16 protein-coding genes and 1 pseudogene are annotated in these 19768 nt (G+C 62.3%); 9 read left to right on the forward strand and 8 right to left on the reverse strand.

The features are described 5' to 3' along the window. Positions 1-7: 7 nt before the first annotated feature. The 3 genes from AACY25_RS19150 to AACY25_RS19160 all read right to left on the reverse strand — a co-directional run bounded on the left by AACY25_RS19150 (position 8) and on the right by AACY25_RS19160 (position 5057). Positions 8-682 carry a hypothetical protein gene (locus tag AACY25_RS19150; protein WP_339526774.1) on the reverse strand — a complete coding sequence of 225 codons (675 nt, stop codon included), beginning with the start codon at positions 680-682 and terminating at the stop codon, positions 8-10. A 149-nt stretch (positions 683-831) separates the two neighbouring features. After that, positions 832-2100, reverse strand: coding sequence for an MFS transporter (locus AACY25_RS19155; RefSeq protein ID WP_339526776.1), 1269 nt, complete (start codon positions 2098-2100; stop codon positions 832-834). A 74-nt stretch (positions 2101-2174) separates the two neighbouring features. Next, positions 2175-5057 (reverse strand): EAL domain-containing protein, encoded by a 2883-nt coding sequence (locus AACY25_RS19160; protein ID WP_339526778.1) that lies wholly within the window; start codon positions 5055-5057, stop codon positions 2175-2177. Between the two features lie 235 nt (positions 5058-5292). Here AACY25_RS19160 and uvrD point away from each other — a divergent pair, with 235 nt between their 5' ends. From uvrD to AACY25_RS19185, 5 genes are all read left to right on the forward strand, one after another. Then, a complete protein-coding gene (uvrD, locus tag AACY25_RS19165) occupies positions 5293-7497 on the forward strand; it encodes a DNA helicase II (protein WP_339526779.1) in 2205 nt (734 codons plus the stop codon). A gap of 125 nt (positions 7498-7622) precedes the next feature. Further along, the gene (locus tag AACY25_RS19170) at positions 7623-8711 is read left to right on the forward strand and encodes a TRAP transporter substrate-binding protein (protein WP_339526781.1); all 1089 of its coding nucleotides are present in this window, start codon (positions 7623-7625) and stop codon (positions 8709-8711) included. A gap of 189 nt (positions 8712-8900) precedes the next feature. Continuing rightward, positions 8901-9479, forward strand: a complete 579-nt coding sequence (locus AACY25_RS19175; RefSeq protein ID WP_339526782.1) for a TetR/AcrR family transcriptional regulator — start codon at positions 8901-8903, stop codon at positions 9477-9479. A 343-nt stretch (positions 9480-9822) separates the two neighbouring features. Then, positions 9823-10668: a Tim44 domain-containing protein gene (locus AACY25_RS19180; protein ID WP_339526783.1), complete on the forward strand. Its 846-nt coding sequence runs from the start codon at positions 9823-9825 to the stop codon at positions 10666-10668. Positions 10669-10804: 136 nt separating this feature from the next. Beyond that, the gene (locus tag AACY25_RS19185) at positions 10805-11173 is read left to right on the forward strand and encodes a VOC family protein (protein ID WP_339526784.1); all 369 of its coding nucleotides are present in this window, start codon (positions 10805-10807) and stop codon (positions 11171-11173) included. Here the strand turns inward: AACY25_RS19185 and AACY25_RS19190 are convergent. Next, positions 11170-11757, reverse strand: coding sequence for a hypothetical protein (locus AACY25_RS19190; RefSeq protein WP_339526785.1), 588 nt, complete (start codon positions 11755-11757; stop codon positions 11170-11172). The two genes, AACY25_RS19185 and AACY25_RS19190, sit on opposite strands and share 4 nt — an antisense overlap. A 134-nt stretch (positions 11758-11891) precedes the next feature. Here AACY25_RS19190 and AACY25_RS19195 point away from each other — a divergent pair, with 134 nt between their 5' ends. From AACY25_RS19195 to AACY25_RS19205, 3 genes are all read left to right on the forward strand, one after another. Next, positions 11892-12302 (forward strand): SMI1/KNR4 family protein, encoded by a 411-nt coding sequence (locus AACY25_RS19195; protein WP_269379478.1) that lies wholly within the window; start codon positions 11892-11894, stop codon positions 12300-12302. Between the two features lie 766 nt (positions 12303-13068). Then, entirely contained in the window at positions 13069-14670 is a 1602-nt protein-coding gene (locus AACY25_RS19200) for an autotransporter family protein (protein WP_339526786.1), read from the forward strand. Then, positions 14670-15500, forward strand: a complete 831-nt coding sequence (locus AACY25_RS19205) for an alpha/beta hydrolase (RefSeq protein ID WP_339526787.1) — start codon at positions 14670-14672, stop codon at positions 15498-15500. Before AACY25_RS19200 ends, AACY25_RS19205 begins: the two co-directional genes overlap by 1 nt. Positions 15501-15516: 16 nt before the next feature. Here AACY25_RS19205 and AACY25_RS19210 read toward each other — a convergent pair whose 3' ends face one another. From AACY25_RS19210 to AACY25_RS19225, 4 genes and pseudogenes are all read right to left on the reverse strand, one after another. After that, a complete protein-coding gene (locus AACY25_RS19210) occupies positions 15517-16194 on the reverse strand; it encodes a Fe2+-dependent dioxygenase (protein WP_339409212.1) in 678 nt (225 codons plus the stop codon). 39 nt (positions 16195-16233) lie between these two features. After that, positions 16234-16391 (reverse strand): annotated as a pseudogene (locus AACY25_RS19215) (sensor histidine kinase); the annotation flags it as partial. A gap of 18 nt (positions 16392-16409) precedes the next feature. Beyond that, positions 16410-17063 carry a GntR family transcriptional regulator gene (locus tag AACY25_RS19220; RefSeq protein WP_339526788.1) on the reverse strand — a complete coding sequence of 218 codons (654 nt, stop codon included), beginning with the start codon at positions 17061-17063 and terminating at the stop codon, positions 16410-16412. Positions 17064-17367: 304 nt separating this feature from the next. Then, a complete protein-coding gene (locus AACY25_RS19225; protein ID WP_339526790.1) occupies positions 17368-18141 on the reverse strand; it encodes an SDR family NAD(P)-dependent oxidoreductase in 774 nt (257 codons plus the stop codon). A gap of 122 nt (positions 18142-18263) precedes the next feature. Here AACY25_RS19225 and AACY25_RS19230 point away from each other — a divergent pair, with 122 nt between their 5' ends. Next, entirely contained in the window at positions 18264-19655 is a 1392-nt protein-coding gene (locus tag AACY25_RS19230; protein ID WP_339526791.1) for an aspartate aminotransferase family protein, read from the forward strand. Positions 19656-19768: the final 113 nt, after the last annotated feature.

Consider the following 19768-nt stretch of genomic DNA (forward strand, 5'->3'; position numbering starts at 1 on the left):
GCGCGGTCTAGGCCCACTGCTGCTCGAAGATCTGTAGCACGGCCTCCGGTAGTTGCTTGCGCAAGCCATCACCGCTGATCAGCAATAGCAGCGGCAACAGTTTGCGCAGGGTCGCCGGCTGCAGCCCGGCGCAGACATCCGCCTGCCGCGCCAGTGACAAGCCACCCAACACCTGGGCGGCCACTGGCAGATTGCGATCCACCACTGCCGCCTCGGTCAGTTTGCACAAATATCCCGTGGAGAAACTGCGCAGGCTCTCGCTGATCAGCGGCATATCGACGATATGCCGGGCAATCTGCAGCACATGGTCGACATCGTTGATGCCGTAGATCAGCACTTTGATCTGCTTGGCCGACAGGCATTCGGCATACAGCGCCGCCGTGGCAAACGCACCATCGGCGCAAAGCTGGCGCGCCACTTCCAGGTGCAGGCTGTCCGGCAGGCTCAGGTAGGTGTCGAGGATCAAGCGCGGGTCGAGGTGCGTGGTCACCGCAGCGGCAAATTCGATGGGCATCGCCATGATCAACTCACGCAACTGCCCCGGCGGCATATGGGGCGCCAGCAACGCAGCCTTCTCGGCCCCCAGTTGCTGTACCAGCCCCAGCTTGACGCCCAGCGGGGCCATGGCCTGGGATGCCAACAGCAGGCGCAGGCCGACACTCAAGCTCGCGGGTTTGCGCATACGCACCTCTATTCAATCCGGACAGGCCCGCAGGATTGCCCGCGCGCAGCACAAAGGCAGCCATCTTTGATCCGGTTGCGCGCCTGCCGGGCAACCATCGCCCGGCGCAGGTGGGAATAGAGGAAACAGCCCTGGCTGAAGCAGGCAACTTATGCGGCGCTGACCGCCGGTCGTGCGCCGCGCCAGAAGTACAGCAGCACGATGGGCAGCGCCAGCAGCCCCAGAGCGCCGGCGCTGATAAACAGATTGGCAAAGCCCAACTGCTCGGCCAGCCAGCCGCTGGTGGCGCCCACCAACCCGGCCAACAGCAGCTGCACACTGGCTTGCAGAGTAAAGTCCGCACCTTCGTGCTCGGGCCGGCACTGGCGCATCATCACCGCGAACAGCGCCACCGTGGACATGCCATCGGCGGTCTGCTCGAACAACGCCACCCCATAGACCAGACCGATGCTGCTGCCGGCATTTACGAGGACAGCCATGGCCGCGATCCCGCAAGCCTGCAACAGGCCGAACAGCAGCAGCGCGCGCAACGCGCCGATGCGCGCATACAACAGGCCGCCGAGAAACGCCCCGGCGATGCCGGCCAGGCTGCTGATCAGGGTTAGTTGGCCCAACTCAGCGTTGCTCCAGCCCTGATCCACCAGCATCGGCTTGATCATCGGCGAACCCAGCGCATCGCCCAGCTTGAAACTCAGCAGCACCGCCAGCCAGAACAGCATGCCGGACTGCAGCAACAGGCCACGGTAATGCCGCAGCAACAGCCCAGGCCCGGCTGGCTCCGCCTGCGCCGGCTGAAACGGCAGCTCGCGACGCTCGTTAAAACGCCAGATCGGCAGCGTCATCAGCACCAGCAGCACCGCCACCAGCGCCACACTCAGGTGCCAACCCAGAGTATCCATCGCCAGCAGCAGACCACTGCCGCTAACCAGCATGCCGACCTTGTAGCCACCCACCTGCAGGCTGTTGCCCAGCCCGCGCCAGCGCTCGGGCAGCAGGCGTACGGCCAGACCATCGGTGGCAATGTCCTGGGTCGAGGCCGCCAGGTTGACCAGCAGCAACAGGCCGATCAGCAAGAGGAAGTGACTGTCGAACAGCCGCGCGGGATTCATCAGCGCCAGGCTCGCAATCACCGCAATAACGCCGAGCTGCAACGGCAGAATCCAGCCGCGATGATGGCCCAGACGCGGCGAAGCCAACCGATCCACCCACGGTGCCCAGAGCACCTTGAGCAACCAGGGCAGCGCCAGCAACTTGAGCAGGCCAATCAGCGCCAGATCGACGCCGTGCTGACGTAACAGCACCGGCAGCGAATGGGCCAGCAGCCCCGAGGGCAACCCCTGGGCGCAATACAGCGAGGCCAGCAGGATCAGGGTGGCATTGGCCGGGCGAGACGCGGCGGCGGAAGAAGTGGGCTGCATGGAGCATCCTGCAAATCAGCGAAAGCGCGACAGTAGCGACCCGGCCGGCGACAGACAAGCGGCCGGCCCGGCAATTAGAACTTGTCGACCTGCTCGCGCAGCAGCTGGGCGAATTGTTCGGCCGGCACCGGTTTGCTGATCAGGTAGCCCTGAATCTCGTCGCAGCGCTGGCTCTTGAGGAAGTCCATCTGCGCCTGGGTTTCCACACCCTCGGCGACCACCTTGAGCTCCAGGCTGTGGGCCATGGCGATAATCGCGCGGGTGATCGCGGCATCTTCACTACCTGGAGTGAGGTCGCGGATAAAGGTCTGGTCGATCTTTACGTAATCCACCGGGAAGCGCTTGAGGTAGCTGAGCGAGGAATAGCCGGTGCCGAAGTCATCGATCGCCAGTTTGACGCCCAGGTCGCGCAGTTGCTGGAAGGTGCTGATCACGCTTTCGACGTTGTCCAGCAGCTGACTTTCGGTCAGTTCCAGCTCAAGGTACTGCGCGGCCAGGCCGGTTTCATCGAGCACTTGGCGCACCAGGCTGAGCAGATTGCCCTGGCGCAGCTGATGCACCGAAAGGTTCACCGACACACGAATCTGCGCCAGCCCCTGCACCTGCCAGGCGCGCGCCTGCAGGCAGGCCTGACGCAGAACGAATTCGCCGATGGCGCCGATCAACCCGGTTTCTTCGGCCAGACCGATAAAATCGCTCGGCGGCACCAAGCCCAGCTCCGGATGGTGCCAGCGCACCAGCGCCTCAGCGGCGTTGAGGCTGTCGGAAGCCAGGCACAACTTGGGCTGGTAGAACACCTCCAGCTGACCTTCGTTGATGCCCTTGCGCAGCTGGTTTTCCAGCTGCAGGCGCTCCAGGGTGCAGGCTTGCAGGTTGTCGGTGAAGAACTGGAAGGTGTTGCCGCCCAGGTGCTTGGCATGTTGCATGGCCATATTGGCCTGGCTGACCAGGGCGGAAATCTCCCGCGCGTTATCCGGCAGCAGGCTGATGCCCAGGGAAGCGCTGACCACCAGCTCATGGCCGCCCACGGTCATCGGCACACGCAGTTTGCTCAGCAGACGGCTGGCCAGGCGCGCGAGACTTGAGAGGCTGCCGTAGGAGTCGATCAGGATGGCGAATTCGTCGCCGGACAGGCGCGCCAGAGTGTCGGCTTCCGGCACAGCCTGGGTCAGACGGCTGCTGACCTGGCGCAGCAGCTGATCGGCCACTTCATGGCCGAGGCTGTCGTTAAGCAGTTTGAAGCGGTCCAGGTCGACATGCAGCAGGGCAATGCTGCGGCCGCCCTGCCGCGCACGCTGGCTGGCCTCGTGCAGTCGCTCCTTGAACAGGCTGCGGTTGGCCAAGCCGGTCAGTTCGTCGTAGTGCGACAGGTAGCGTAAACGCTCTTCGGCCTCGCGCCGCGACGACAGATCGGCGAAGAAGCCGACGATATGGCTGACGCTGCCCCGCGCATCGCGCACCACATTGAGCTGCAGCCACTGCGGGTACAGCTCGCCGTTCTTGCGCGTTTCGATCAGTTCGCCACGCCAGGTGCCGCTGTTTTCCAGCTCCAGGCGAATCATCTGGTACTGCCGGCGGCTGTCGCCACTGCTGATCAGGCTGATCACGCTTTTGCCGACCACTTCGTCCTGGCGATAACCAGTGACGTCGCTGAAGGCCTGGTTGACCGACAGCAGGCGGTAATCCGGGTCGAGAATCACGATGCCTTCGCTGGCGGCCTCGAACACCGTGGCGGCCAGCTGTTGCTGCTGTTCCTGAACCTTGCGCGCGCTGATATCGCGACGGGTGCCGAGCATGCGCAGCACGCGGCCCTCGGCGTCGCGCTCGACCGCACGGCCACGGTCTTCGATCCACACCCAGTGGCCGGCCGCGTGCTTGATACGGTATTCGACCTGATAGTCGTCGCTGCGCCCTTTCATATGTTCGACCAGCGCGCGACGCAGCACCGGCAGGTCATCCGGGTGCAGACGCGGTTTGAGGTCGCGCAGCATCACCTGCACTTCATGCGGCTCCAGACCGAAGATTTCCTTGAGGCGCGTGTGGTGCACTTCGTCGCTCTGCAGGTCCCAGTCCCACAGGCCCAGCTCGCTGGCTTCGATGGCCAGGGTCAGGCGTGCGCGGCTCTTGCTCAGGGCGTAGGTGGTTTCATCCAGCTCCAGGGTGCGCTCGGCCACGCGCATTTCCAGCTCGCCATGGGCCAGACGCAACTCGCGCTCGGCGCGGCGGCGCTGTTCCACTTCATGGGCCAGCTCACCGTTGAGCCCTTCGGCCTGCATCTTGGCGTGCTCCAGGTTGCTGATCAGCGCCTGGTTGTGAAAACGCTGCAGCAGGCTGCGCTGCACCAGGCGGTTGACCTGCCAGGCCACCACCAGCAGGGCCAGTAGCAGAATGCTGCCGAGCAGGCCCCAGCCGCGCTGCAGCGGGTTATCGCTGAGCAGCAGATAGCCCACCGAAGGCAGCAGGCAGGGCAAGGCAAAACTGAGGAAGGCGGTAAAACTGATGGCATAAGCCACGCTAGCCGAGAGAATCGCCGCAGCAATCAGGCCATAGACCACGGCCTGCAGGTAGAACACATCCGCCGGCACCAGGGCGATAGCGGCAAACGCCAGGGTCAGCCCGGAAGCGCTCGCACCAAGCAGAAACAGACGGCGCCAATGGCGTTCGGCCTGACGGCTGGGCAAGGCATTGTTGAAGGCGCGCACCTGCACCAGGCGCAGCACGGCAAGGATCACCAGCCAGACCGACCAGCTGACCAGCAGCACTGGTGGCAGCGCGCCCCACAACAGGAACGCACACACCACGCCGCTGAGCAGCATAAACAGGGTCGGCACCTGCGAGCCCTGATAGAGCATGCGGGTGCGTTCGGCGGCGATGTCTGTCGCGAATAGCTGAGCCACTTCCCGCCCGGGAGTCGGCCTGAAGCCATTGGCGCCAGCGGATGAAGTCGATGCGGTCATAGGCGATTTTCTTATAAGTGGTTGCCTAAACGTCGGCGCAGCATACGCGAGCTAGACGCATCGCCCAAGCCAGACGTGCGCTAATTCACAGTACAAATACCTAACTTTCGGCGAGTGCAGGCGCGGCCCCTCTGCGCCCGCGCAGCTGACTCACCAGTCGTCCACTAAAACCCTTGCGCCGATTCAGGTCATACCCTGGTTTGCCCTGCCTGGCGCAGCCCCCTAGAATGCCGCGATGCAAAATGACCCTGAACTCCTGATTGCCTCTCTTAATGATGCCCAACGCCAGGCTGTAGCCGCGCGCGTGGGCCGCCAACTGGTGCTGGCCGGTGCTGGCTCCGGTAAAACCCGCGTGCTGGTGCACCGCATCGCCTGGTTGATCCAGATCGAAAATGCCTCGCCGCATAGCATTCTGTCGGTGACCTTTACCAACAAGGCCGCTGCCGAGATGCGCCACCGCATCGAGCAGATGCTTGGGCAAAGCCCGGCGGGCATGTGGGTTGGCACCTTCCACGGCCTGGCCCATCGCCTGCTGCGCGCGCACTGGCAGGAAGCCGGCCTGGCCGAGAACTTCCAGATTCTCGATTCCGACGATCAGCAGCGCATCGTCAAACGGGTGATCCGCGACCTCGGCCTGGATGAACAACGCTGGCCGCCGAAACAGGCGCAGTGGTTTATCAACGGGCAGAAAGACGAGGGCCTGCGGCCGAAGAATATCCAGCCCGGCGGCGACCTGTTCCTCGCCACCATGCTGAAGATCTACGAAGCCTACGAAGCCGCCTGCGCCCGTGCCGGGGTGATCGACTTCTCCGAGCTGCTGCTGCGCGCCCTCGACTTGTGGCGTGACAAACCGGGCCTGCTGGAGCATTACCAGCGGCGCTTCCGGCATATCCTGGTCGACGAGTTCCAGGACACCAACGCCGTGCAATACGCCTGGCTGCGCATACTCGCCAAGGGCGGCGACAGCCTGATGGTGGTGGGTGACGACGACCAGTCGATCTACGGCTGGCGCGGGGCGAAGATCGAGAATATCCAGCAGTTCTCCGATGACTTCGCCGACGCCGAAGTGATCCGCCTGGAGCAGAACTACCGCTCCACCGCCGGCATCCTCAAGGCCGCCAACGCACTGATCGCCAATAACCAGGGCCGCCTGGGCAAGGAACTGTGGACCGAAGACGGCGACGGCGAGCCGATCAACCTGTATTCGGCGTTCAACGAGCACGACGAAGCGCGTTACGTGGTCGAGACGATCGAGGACGCCCTGCGCAAGGACGGCCTCAAGCGCAGCGAAATCGCCATTCTCTACCGCTCTAACGCCCAGTCACGGGTGCTCGAAGAAGCCCTGCTGCGCGAGAAGATTCCCTATCGCATCTACGGCGGCCAGCGCTTCTTCGAACGCGCGGAAATCAAGAACGCCATGGCCTACCTGCGCCTGCTCGACGGCCGCGGCAACGACGCAGCGCTGGAGCGGGTTATCAACGTGCCGGCGCGCGGCATCGGCGAGAAGAGCGTCGAGACCATCCGCGAATACGCTCGCGCCCATGATGTGTCGATGTGGGAAGCCATTCGCCTGATGGTCGCCGCCAAGACCCTGCCTGGCCGTGCTTCGAGCGCGCTGGCCGGGTTTATCGAACTGATCGAAAACCTCGCCGCCAAGGCGCTGAGCATGTCGCTGCACCTGATGACCCAGACCGTCATCGAGCAAAGCGGACTGATCGCCTATCACAAGGCCGAGAAAGGCGAAAAAGCCCAGGCGCGCATCGAAAACTTGGAAGAACTGGTCAGCGCCGCGCGCACCTTCGAGAACAACGAAGACGACGAACTCAGCCCGCTGCAGGCCTTCCTCAGCCACGCCTCGCTGGAAGCCGGCGACACCCAGGCCGCAGAAAACGAAGACAGCGTGCAGCTGATGACCCTGCACAGCGCCAAGGGCCTGGAGTTCCCCCAGGTGTTTCTGGTGGGCATGGAAGAAGGCCTGTTCCCGCACAAGATGAGCCTGGAAGAGCCCGGCCGTCTGGAAGAAGAACGCCGCCTGGCCTATGTCGGCATCACCCGCGCCATGAGCAAGCTGGTGATCACCTACGCCGAGACGCGCCGCCTGTACGGCAGCGAGACCTACAACAAGGTGTCGCGCTTCGTCCGCGAGATTCCGCCGCAGCTGATTCAGGAAGTGCGCCTGAGCAATAGCGTCAGCCGGCCGTTCGGTGCGGTCAGCCGCAATATGGGCGGCAACAGCATAAGCGGCGACAGTATGTTCGCCGGCAGCGCCGTACCAGACACCGGCTTCAACCTCGGCCAGCGCGTGCAGCACAGCCTGTTCGGTGAAGGCACCATCCTAAATTTCGAAGGCTCCGGCGCCCAGGCGCGGGTGCAGGTGAATTTCGAAAGCGAAGGCAGCAAGTGGCTGATGCTCAGCTACGCCAAGTTGCAGGCCCTTTAACTACAGGCCGTAGGAGCGGGCCATGCCCGCGAAGCTTTTTCGGGTGCCTTCAGTCGCGGCCATGGGCCGCTCCTACAAGGTGCCCAAGCGTGACTGATCGTCCATTCAAACAATAAGGAGCATCCATGATCCGCCGTCGCCTGCTGCTTGCCAGCGCCCTGCTCGTCGCCCTCGGCCTGACTGGGTGCAAGGAAGAACCCGCCGCGCCGCAAGCCACCGCCGAACCGGTGCAGAGCTTCCACTGGAAGATGGTTACCGCCTGGCCGAAGAATTTTCCTGGCCTGGGCACCGCCGCCGAGCGCCTGGCCGAGCGGGTCAAGACCATGAGCAACGGCCGCCTGACCATCAAGGTGTATGCCGGCGGCGAGCTGGTGCCACCGCTAGAGGTGTTCGACGCCGTTTCGCGCGGGACTGCCGAGCTGGGCCACGGCGCTGCGTATTACTGGAAAGGCAAGGTGCCGGCGGCGCAGTTCTTTACTGCCGTGCCGTTTGGTCTGTCCACCTCGGAAATGAACGCCTGGCTGAGCAAAGGCGGCGGGCAGGCCCTATGGGAAGAAGCCTATGCACCGTTTGGCGTAAAACCGCTGGCGGTGGGCAATACCGGCATGCAGATGGGCGGCTGGTACAACAAGGAAATCAACTCGCTGGATGATCTCAAGGGTCTGAAAATCCGCATGCCGGGCCTGGGCGGCGAAGTGCTGAGTAAACTCGGCGCGACCACCGTCAACCTGCCAGGCGGCGAGATCTTCACCGCCCTGCAAACCAGCGCCATTGATGCCACCGATTGGGTCAGCCCTTACAACGACCTGGCCTTCGGCTTGCACAAAGCGGCCAAGTTCTATTACTACCCCGGCTGGCAAGAGCCACAGGCCGTGTTGGAGTTGCTGATCAATCAGAAAGCCCTCGACGGCCTGCCGGCCGACCTGCAGGCCATCCTCACGGAGGCCACACGCGCCGCCAACCAGGACATGCTCGACGACTACGTCTATCACAACGCCATGGCCCTGGATCAGCTTAAGCAACAAGGCACCTTGCTCAAGCGCTTCCCCGACGACGTGCTGACTGCCATGCAGCGCGAATCTGAAGTGGTGCTTGGCGAGCTGGCCGCACAGAACGAACTGAACGGCCGCATCTGGGCCTCAATGCAGGCCTTCCAGGCCCAGGTCAGCCAGATGCACCAGCTGTCGGAGAAAGAGCTGTACAACTGGCGTTAAGCGGTAACCGTAGGATGGGTTGAGCGCAGCGATACCCATCGCCATAAGTAGGGTGGATGGCGCTTTTTTCATCCACCGTCAATTAACGCAGTGGTGGATGGGTGAAGCGTCATCCACCCTACGCTCCGTTTGTCGTTTCAGATCGGTCCTGCCGCGCTCGCCGCCCATACTGCTTGGCGAGGTGAGCCGATGAAACGCGCAACTGTCTCCGCAGCACAGATACTCGATAGCGCCCTGCAACTGGCCGATGTCTGCGGTTGGGAGCGCCTGCATCTGTTCGATGTAGCCGCCGACCTGGGTGTGGGACTGGATGCCATCGCTGTGCATTACCGCGAGAAGGATCAGCTGGTCGAAGCCTGGTTCGACCGCGCCGACCAGGCCCTGCTGGCCCGCGGTACCGCTGCCGACCTACTGACGCTGGAGCCGGCCAAACGCCTGGAAGAACTGCTGATCGCCTGGCTCGACAGCCTAGCCGCGCACCGCGCAGTCAGCGGGCAGATGCTGCTGTACAAGCTGGAACCGGGGCATATCCATCTACAGATTGGCGGTCTGCTGCGTATCAGCCGCACCGTGCAGTGGTGGCGCGAAGCAGCGCGGCGGGAAACCCTGCACCTGTGCCGTATCGCCGAGGAAAGCCTGCTGACCGGCGTTTATCTGCGCTCCTTTATCCACTGGCTGCGCCACCCCGAGGAAGACCCCGCCGACTTCCGCGCCCTGCTGCGCCGGCAGTTACGCTGCGGACCGCTGCTGATGCTGCTGCGCCGCTGACCAAGACCCAAAACCTATTTAAGATCTTGCGAGCTAGAGTCCTGCAAGGCGCTACGTTAGTAACAGCCTTTGGCTGGTCAAAACGGCGAGGACGCGGACTGGGCTCGCACGCGAGTGTACTTTTGTACATGAGCATTACTCGCTTCGCTCGCCCTTCGGGCCGCGCTGAAGCGCGTTAGCCGCAAGCGGCTTGCGGAGCCTGTTTTTAACGCGGCAGGGCCGACGCGCAGCTGATCGGAGACAGACCCGAAGGCAAAAGCCGGAAACATTCTAGGCCTAGCCAGCGGCGGCTACGCCGGGCAAGATGCCGCGCGTAGATCCAATCACCAAGAGACAGCTAACCATGCAGCGTTTCCTTAGCATCGCCCTGGCCATGTTCCTCAGCCTGGGACTGACCACCATGAGTTTCGACGCCGAAGCCAAACGTCTGGGCGGCGGTAAATCCTTCGGTTCCGCGCCAAGCCACCAGGCTCGCCAGGCGCCGGCCCAGCAATCCGCCGCACCGGCTGCCGCCGGTCGTCAACCCGCTGCCGCCAGCGGTGCCTCGCGCTGGTTGGGTCCATTGGCCGGTTTGGCCGCGGGTGGTCTGCTGGCCTCGATGTTTATGGGTGACGGCTTTGAAGGCCTGCAGATCATGGACATGCTGATCTTCGGCCTCATCGCCTTCCTGCTGTTCCGCTTCCTGGCCGCCCGTCGTCAGCAAGCCAGCCCGGCGACTGCCAACGGCGCACCGATGCAGCGTGAAATGCCTGCAGCTCCAGCTTCGATCTTCGGTGGCAGCAGCGCTGCAGCCGCGATCAAGCCAGTAATCAACGCCCCGGCCTGGTTCAACGAGCAGAGCTTTATCAACGCCGGTCGTGAGCACTTCCTCAGCCTGCAACAGCACTGGGATGCCAACGAGATGGACAAGATCGGCGAGTTCGTCACCCCGCAGCTGCTGGAGTTCCTCAGCCGCGAGCGTGCTGATCTGGGCGATGGCTTCCAGTCCACCTACGTCGACAACCTCGATGTACAGCTGGATGGCGTAGATGACCTCAGCGACAAGACCGTCGCCACCCTGACCTTTACCGGCGTGGCCAAGACCTCGCGCTTTGACCAAGGCGAAGTGTTCAGCGAAAGCTGGCGCCTGGAGCGTGCCGTCGGTGACGACCAGCCGTGGCTGGTTGCTGGTATCCGCCAAAACGGCTGATCCTTCGCTGCATCAAGAAGCCCGGGCAAGCCCCGGGTTTTCTTTATCCATCATTCAGCACATGTATGGACTGGCGCGCGTTCCATTCACGGTGCAATCTGAACCGCTCGAACCTACCCAACGCGAGGACTGTGCAATGATCGGATACACCACGGTTGGCACCACTGACATGGAAAAAGCCAAGGCTTTCTACACCCCATTGCTGGCCGAAATGGGCGCAAGAGTAGTCATGGATATGGGCCGTATTGCCTTCTACGGCATCGCCAAGGGTCAGCCGATGTTTGCGGTCTGCCTGCCCTATGACAAACAAGCGCCTACCCCAGGCAATGGCCAGATGATCGCCCTGCCCGGCGGCTCATGCGAAGGTGTGGACAAGCTCTACGCCAAAGCCATCGAGCTGGGTGCAAGCTGCGAAGGCAAACCCGGCGAGCGCATACCAGGCTTCTACGGCGCCTACTTCCGCGATCTCGATGGCAATAAGCTGGCCTTCTACCACATGGGCTAGTTGACGCTCTTACCTGGCGGCTTGGCCGCCGGGGCAGGCTGCTGGGCCTTGTCGCCCCAGGCCTGAATATCTTCACTGCGTTTGCGGCTGTTGAGCTGGGCACGGTCAATCGCTTCTTCGTAATGCGCCAGCCAGCTGCGCGAACCTGGCAGCATATTGGCCAGGTCACGCATACCGACCTTCAGGCCCTGCATTACCTGCTGGTAATCACGCTCCTGAGCCTGCAACACCTTGCTTACTTCGGCGATGCTGTCGGGGTTCTCCACGCGCTCGAACATCCCCGTCAGCTGCGATGCCTGCTGGCTGGCCAGCAGTTCTTCCTGGTTGCTCAACGCGGTCTGCTGCACCGCCAGTTGCTGTTCAAGCTGCAGGATCTGCTGTTCCAGCGCCTGAATACGCGGCTCGTCGCCGGCACTGAACGCGCTGTAAATATTCAGCCCGACCGAAACCAGCATCAGGCTACCCAGTACCCCGGCCAGCGCCAGGATAAACAGGCGGTTGCGCTTACCAGCGGTAGTCAGCAGCTGTAACCGCTCTTCCTCGCTGAGTGCACCGTCTTCGGACTCTTGCGTTTGACTGTTCATGACCCAACCAACTTATGACGTTCAAAAATTGACGCACTGTTCATCTGCACAATAGCACTGTGCCAGCTTTTTGCTTAGACCCGTCTAGGGTATAAGACGCTCCCGTATACCCCGTAATAAATGAGGCAGACACCGTGGAAGAAGTCATCGAACAGTTGCGCGAACTCAACGAGCCGGTGCCCGTCCCGCTGGAATTGCCGGAAGAAGAAACCCTGGTGGAGATTCAGGAGCAGATCCTGATCCACCTGCCCTACGGCCTGCGCGAATTCCTCCTACAGGTCAGCGACGTGGTCTACGGCCGCCTGGAGCCCGTTACCGCCAGCGACCCGCAATCACACACTTACCTGCCGGAAGTCGCCGCCACCGCCTGGTCCCTGGGCGTGCCACGCGAATTCGTGCCGCTGTGCGAAGACCACGGCAACTACTACGTGGTCGAAGAAGACGGCACCGTGCTGCTATGGGAAGCCGACACCACCGAAATCAACGAAGACGAAAGCTGGGAATCGGTCTGGCATTGGGTGCGTGACGTGTGGCTGGAAAGCTGAACGGCGACTACACGCTAAGCTCGCCAGCCATCAGATTGGCGAGCCCAGATCGACTCACGATAGTCCTTCTCCACGTAGCCACAGGTAGCTCCAAACCAAGTTATCTGCAGCCGCGAGTCCATAGACCCATCAGTGCACAGCGATAAGCGGTCGCCTGAATTTACTTGTTTGCCTCTTGCCAGCTAGGCAAGATATGGCGCTTTGCCATCTATTGGCCATCAATGCCCTGCCGCCAATGACAACAAGGACTCCCATGACGCCTTCAGCTTCGCGCCTTTCCCTGCTCGCCCTGGCTATCGCTGCTAATAGCAGCTCTGCCTTAGCAGTCCCTGGCTGTCCGATTACGTTAGGCAGTGCAAATGCTGAGGTGATTCTCAACCAAGCTTGCGCTCAAGTAACTATTCCCAGTACCACGACAATCATCGCGAACAACTACGACAGCGAAGACGTCATTGAAATACGAACAACCATTGGCAGTATCGACAATTACGGAACACTTAACGGGACTGGAAACTCCTCAGGAACTCTCTACATAACATCACTTGGGAGCTTAGATACGTTAAATAACTGGGGCACGATTTCCAATAACTCGTATGGCATTTATTTGGAATCAGCAAGCAACTTAACCATTAATCAAATAAGCGGCAGCATTAACGCCCCAAATGCAATAACCAACCTGAGCGCAGGAATACTTACCCTTAATTGGAGTGGCGGCAGCATCAGCGGTCTGGTCAACGGGGCGAACCAGGTCAACGTCGATGGCGACGTGGACTTTAGCAACACAAGCTTCACAGCCGGCACCACCACCCTGAACTGGAATGGTGGCAGCATTATCGGAGCCATCACGGGCCTCAACACCATCATCGTCAACGGTGATGTGCGCTACCGTAATGCCAGCGCCAACCAGATGATCAACGTGGCTAGTGGCGCACGTCTGACTCTGGAGCAGGACCGCACCACCCTCACCGGCAGCCTGACCCTGGCCTCCAATGCCAAATTGGATATGTACCTGAGCAGCGCCACCCCTGTGGCCAGCGGCACCGGCGATGGCAATGCGATTGTCACAGGTTTGGGCACCGCCACCTTCGGCAACAGCTCGCAGATTGGCCTGAAGGTGCGCGGCGCAGATTTCGCCGCAGACAACACGACCTACACCCTGCTGTCCGGCGAAGGCATCGTCAACAACGGCCTCAGCGTGGTTGCACGCGATTCGGCACTGCTGCGCGTCGACAGCTTCGCGGTGAATGCCGGCAAGGTTGTGGCCACGGTCAGCACCGTTGACCAATACAACTTCATCGGCAACAGCCCAAATGCCCAGTCGGCGGGCAGTGCCATCCTGCCGCTGCTTTCCACCATGGCCACCAACAGCCCAAACAACCCGGTGCTCGATGCGTTGGCTGGTGATGCCCAGCAGGTCGCAGATACCGCCGAGCAGCTGGTCCCCCAGGTCAACGGCGCCAGCCTGCAGGCCGCCTATGGCCTGAACAACACAGCCCACCTCAATGCCAACCAGCGCACTCAGGGCCTGCGTGGCCAGTCGTCCGGTGACAGCTTCAAGGACGCCGGCCTGTGGATGAAAGCGCTGGGCAGCCAGGTCGAGCAGGACAGCCGTGACGGTATCGAAGGCTACGACGCCGACCTCTCCGGCCTTGCCATCGGCGCCGATACCAAGGTGACCGATCAGCTAACCCTGGGCCTAGCCTACAGCTACCTGAACAGCGATATCAGTGCCGATGGCGGCAACCAGGCCGATATCGATGGCCACGCCATCACCCTGTACAGCGGCTATGAGCAGGACGCCTGGTTCCTCGACTCCAGCCTGACCCTCGGCCTCAACCATAACGACAGCACCCGCTATATTGCTGGCACTGAGGCCAAAGGCGACTACGACAGCCAGCTGCTCGGCCTGGATGTGCTCGGTGGTTATGGCATTCAGCTGGACAACGGCTTGCAGGTCGAACCGCGCGCAGCCGCCCGCTACGCCCGCGTGGATATCGACAGCTTCCGTGAGAAGGGCTCAATCGCCGCATTGGACGTGGATGACCAACGCTATGAAGTGGTCGAACTTGGTGCCGGGGTGCGCCTGTCCGGCAACCTACCACTAGGCCAGGGCACCCTGCAGCCGGAAGCCAAGGTCATGGTCTACCACGACTTCGCCGCCGACCGGGTCGCCACCAGCGCCAGCTTCACCTTCGGCGGCTCGCCCTTCCTGGCGACTGGTGCCAGCCCGGCGCGCACCCGCTACGAAGCTGGCCTCGGCCTGGAGTACAAACTGGCCGCCACCACCTTTGGCGTCAGCTACGACTACAGCGGCAAGGAAGACTTCCAGACCGATACCTTGCAGGCCAAGGTGCGTTACGACTTTTGATGAGGGCGCTTCTGGCAGATTCGACACGCAGCGCGCTACTGCTGCTCGCAATTCTGTTGAGCGCCTGCCAGACCCCGCTCAGCCAGTTGCAGGAATTGGCCGTAGCGCATGAGCGGCAGGTGGAAAACCTGCCCGGCTCACCTTTTCCCTTGGTATTGGCCACGCCGCGCCACGCGGTGCCGGGTCAGCGCCTACGTGTATATCTGGAAGGCGACGGCCATGCCTGGGCAACGTCCAGCCAACCCAGCCTCGATCCCAGCCCACGCCAATTACTGCTAGCCGAACTGGCCTTTACCGACCCGACGCCCAACCTGTATCTGGCGAGGCCCTGCCAGTTCATCAGTGCGCCCACCTGCACGACGGCCTTGTGGACCAACCGGCGCTATGCCGAAGAAATCGTGCACAGCCTCGACCAGGCGCTCGATCAGCTCAAGGCGCGCTATGACAACCGGGACTTCGAGCTAGTCGGCTATTCCGGCGGGGCAACGTTGGCGCTGCTGCTGGCGCTACGCCGCGACGATATCGCCCAAGTGCAAACGCTGGCCGGCAACCTCAGCCCGCGTCGCTGGACGGCGACGCTCACGCTGACACCGCTGGACGGTTCACTGGAACCGCTCGACCAGCGCGAGCGCCTGGCCCGCATACCGCAGCGCCATCTGCTGGGCGACGCCGACCGCGTCATACCGCGCGTGCTACTCGATGATTACCGGCGGGCGCTAGGGCAGGCTGATTGCCTGGAGACTGCCATCTTGCCGGGTGTCGGTCATGCCGAGGGCTGGCCACAGGCTTGGGCAGCCTGGCGTGAGCAACCTTTGAGCTGCGTGCCCTAGAGCGCAGACGCTCAGGTCAGATATCCGCCCATTGGCGCATCAGGTTGTGGTACACGCCGGTAAGTTGCAGCACGCTGGAATGGTCATTGCCCAGCTCCCGCGAGAGCTGCTGAACACTCTGATCCAGCTCAAACAGCAAGCGCCGCTGCTCGGCATCGCGCACCATGCTCTGCAACCAGAAAAACGCACACAAGCGTGTGCCCCGCGTCACCGGGCAGACCTGATGCAGGCTGGTCGAGGGATAAAGCAGCAAGTCACCAGCTGCCAGTTTGATGCTGTGGGTAGCCAGACTGGCGACGATTTCCAACTCACCGCCCTCGTACTCGTCAGGCCCGCTGAGAAACAACGTGGCCGATAGATCCGAGCGCAACATCTCGCCGCCGGCCAGCCGCTGCACCGCATTGTCCACATGCAGACCGTAAGCTTGCCCAACTTGGTGGCAATTGAAGCGTGGCGGCAGCACTCGCCGTGGCAGCGCGGCAGACATAAACAGCGCGTTACTTTCCAGCGCCGCCAGCATCATCTGCCCGATCTGCTGCGCCTCGGCACTGCCCACTGGCAGTTGCAGGTTGTTCTTGACCAACGCCGACAGCGGCCCAGCGGTTTGCCGACCGTCCATCCACTGCGCGCGCTGCAACAGTTCACGGCACTCAGTCACCTGTTGCGGGTTCAGCACCCGGGGAATATGCATCATGGGGGTTTATCTCTCTACTCTCCGCACGCCGGAGGGGTATCAGGGTAAGTAAATGCGAAACTTACCGCCACCGAGTGGCCACCATTAGCCAGTTCAATGTGCCCACAGTGTTCGCCACGGCAATGCAGGCCAGCAATACGCGCCGAGAAGTACAGGCCAAGGCCAGTACTGCCAGTGCTCTGGTTGAGTCCCAGAACACACCCGCTGCCAGCTTCTCAACGTTGGGCCAGATCCAAGTCCAGCAGATTGAGCAGGAAGCGCGCGAAGTAGCTCAGGTCCTGCTCCATAGCCTGCCGCGCGGCCTTGGCGTCACCGGCTTCGATGGCGGCAAAAGCATCCTCGTGGAAGTCGTTGAGGCGCAGCGACAGATCGGCGTCAGTAAAAAGCCGATTGAAGAACGGCCCAACCTGCAACCACAACGACTCGATTGAGCGCAGCAATACCGGGTTGCCGCAGGCGCTGTAGAGGTGCAGGTGAAACTGGCTGTTGGCATCCAGATAGGCCTGCACCTGGCGCTGCTCGATGGCCTGGTCCATGCGCACCACGCAATCACGCAACTCGGCCAGGTCGGCCGGGGTCAGGCGCGGGGTGGCCAATTCCACGGCGAGGCCTTCGAGGCCCAAGCGCACCTGAAAGATATTCTGGTAACGCTCACGGGTCATCGGCGGTACGCGCACCGAGCGCTGCGGCTCGCCCTCCAGTGCGCCTTCCGCGACCAGGCGCTGCAGAGCGGCGCGCACCGGCATCGGGCTGGTGCCCCATTCGGCCGCCAGATCACGAATTTTCAAACGCTCGCCGGGCTGGAAGCGCCCCGCCAGCAGGCTTTCACGAATACGTTGATAGAGCTGGTCCTGCAGGTTATCGGCCATATTCGTTCAGCCCCGTAGCGGTGGTGCGGGGAGTTGGGCGAGGGTAAGTGAACAGTTATGCATGGGGTTCTCCAAAATAGGTACGAGCATCTGAGCGCGCGAGCTAGAAGCTGGCAAGGCGCTACGTTAGTAACAGCCTCCGGCTGGTCAAAGCGGCGAGGACGCGGACTGGGCTCGCACACGAGTTTACGAGTTGTAAATGAGCAGTACTCGTTTCACTCGCCCTTCGGTCGCGCTAAAGCGCGTTAACCGCAAGCGGCTTTCCGATCCGCTTTTCAACACAGCCAGATCGACGCGCAGCCGTTCAGCAGGGGGCTTTGTTCTCGATCAGGCAGTTACCGCCGTCCACCACGATGACCTCGCCGGTGATATAGCTGGCCTCCGGCGAAGCCAAAAAGGCCACGGCGGCAGCGACTTCTTCTGGCCGGCCAGCACGGCGCATCGGCGTGTACTCTGCCGCGTGGCGCTCCTCCTCGGTGCTCGAGCCGGTGGCGATCCAGCCCGGTGCCACGCTGTTGACCGTAATACCCTGCTTGGCCACTTCCAGCGCCAGTCCCATGCTCAGGCCGAGCATGCCGGCCTTGGCTGCGCTGTAAGCCGCCTCGCCAGGGTTGCTGCCACGGGTGCCGGTGGTCGAGCTGATATTGACGATGCGCCCGTAGCCGCGCGCACGCATGCCCGGCAGCACCGCACGGGTCAGCAGAAAAGCCGTGCCGAGGTTGCGCGCGATGGACAGGTTCCAGGTCGCCAGGTCCATGTCCGCCAGCTCGGCAAACGGCTCGGGGCTGCCTTGCATGGCCATGCCGGCGTTGTTTACCAGAATGTCGATCTGCCCCCACTGCGCCTGAGCCCACTCGACCAGCTCGGCCACTTGCTGCTCATCAGTCAGGTCAGCTGCGCGGCCACGTGCTTGAATACCTTCAGCGCACAACTCGGCGACCCGTTGCTCGACCCGCGCACTGCTGGCAGTCAGCAACACCCGCGCACCGGCACGGCCCAGACGCCGGGCGATGGCCAGGCCGATTCCCGATTCACTGCCCGCGCCGCTGATCAGCGCGACCTGCTGTTGAAGGACCATTTCGCAACATCCTGTGATCACAAATATGACGACAATCTAGCAATAAAGCCGAATTAAACCAACGCTTGAGTTTTATGTGATCACAAAATAGGATGTGCAGATATTCGAACGAGGTGTTCAACATGACTGCCAGCGGTATCAGCCCATCCGCCGTAGCAACCTTCGCCAGCCGTGAGCGCGAGCGTTTTATTGCGCGTAACCCTAAATCCGTGGCCTTGGCCGAACGCGCGCGCAACTCGCTGTATGGCGGCGTACCGATGCATTGGATGGCCGACTGGTCGACACCGGTGCCACTGTTCGTCGAGCGGGCCAAGGGCGCGCGTTTCTATGACGTCGACGGCCACGAATACATCGACTTCTGTCTGGGGGACACCGGCACCATGTTTGGCCACTCGCCGGCCCCGATCGCCAAGGCCATCGCCGAGCAAGGCAACAACGGCCTGACCACCATGCTCCCAGGCGAGGACGCGGTGGTCTGCGGTGAACTGCTGGCCGCACGCTTCGGCCTGCCGTTCTGGCAGGTCACGGCCACTGCCACCGACTCCAACCGCTACGTGCTGCGCTGGGCCCGCGCGATCACCCAGCGCAAAACCCTGCTGGTGTTCGACGGCTGCTACCACGGCACGGTGGACGACGTGATGGTGCGCTGCATCGATGGCGAAACCGTGCCGCGTTCCGGCCTGCTCGGCCAAGCCTACGACCTGACTCAGCACAGCCGCTCGATCCCGTTCAACGATGTCGCCGCACTGGAAGCCGCACTGGCCCAAGGCGATGTCTGCGCCCTGCTCTGCGAGCCGGCGATGACTAATATCGGCATGGTCCTGCCCGAGCCGGGCTTTATGCAGCAATGCCGCGAGCTGACCCAGAAATACGGCGCGCTGTTGATCATCGACGAGACCCACACCATCTCCACCGATATGGGTGGCTGTACCAAACTGTGGAACCTCGACCCAGACTTCTTCGTGGTCGGCAAACCGATTGCCGGCGGCGTGCCGTGCGGCATTTTCGGCTGCAGTGCGGCGATGGCCGAGGCCATGACCGCCGCAAGCAAACGCGCCAGCGAAAACAGCCACGGTCATGGCCATAGCGGCATGGGCACCACGCTGTCCGCCAACGCCTTGGCCATGCACTGCATGCGCGCCAACCTGGAACAGGTGATGACCCAGGCCGCCTACGACCACATGCTGCCGCTGGCCAAGCGCCTGGCCGATGGCTTCCGTAGCCTGATCGACAAGCACGACCTCAAGTGGTCGGTGACCGAGCTGGGCGCACGTAGCGAATTCCAGTTCTGCCCGGTGTCGCCAAAGACTGGCGCCCAGGCCGAGGCGGCGTTCCACGACGAGCTGCAAATGGCCCTGCACCTGTACCTGATCAACCGCGGCATCCTGATCACCCCGTTCCACAACATGACCCTGTGCTGCCCAAGCACCACGGCGGACGATGTGGATCAGCTGATCGGCATGCTCGATCAGGCCCTTATTGAGCTGCTGGCCATCCCCGGCGCCCGCAAGTAATTCGTAGGGTGGATCGGGGCGCGTAGCTGACGCTGTTTTCATCCACCAACAGGCCGCACCGATAACCGATCCCCACGGTGGATGGATAAAGCGTCATCCACCCTACAGAGACA

It is taken from the genome of Pseudomonas sp. EA_35y_Pfl2_R111, assembly GCF_963970955.1.
GTDB lineage: Bacteria > Pseudomonadota > Gammaproteobacteria > Pseudomonadales > Pseudomonadaceae > Aquipseudomonas.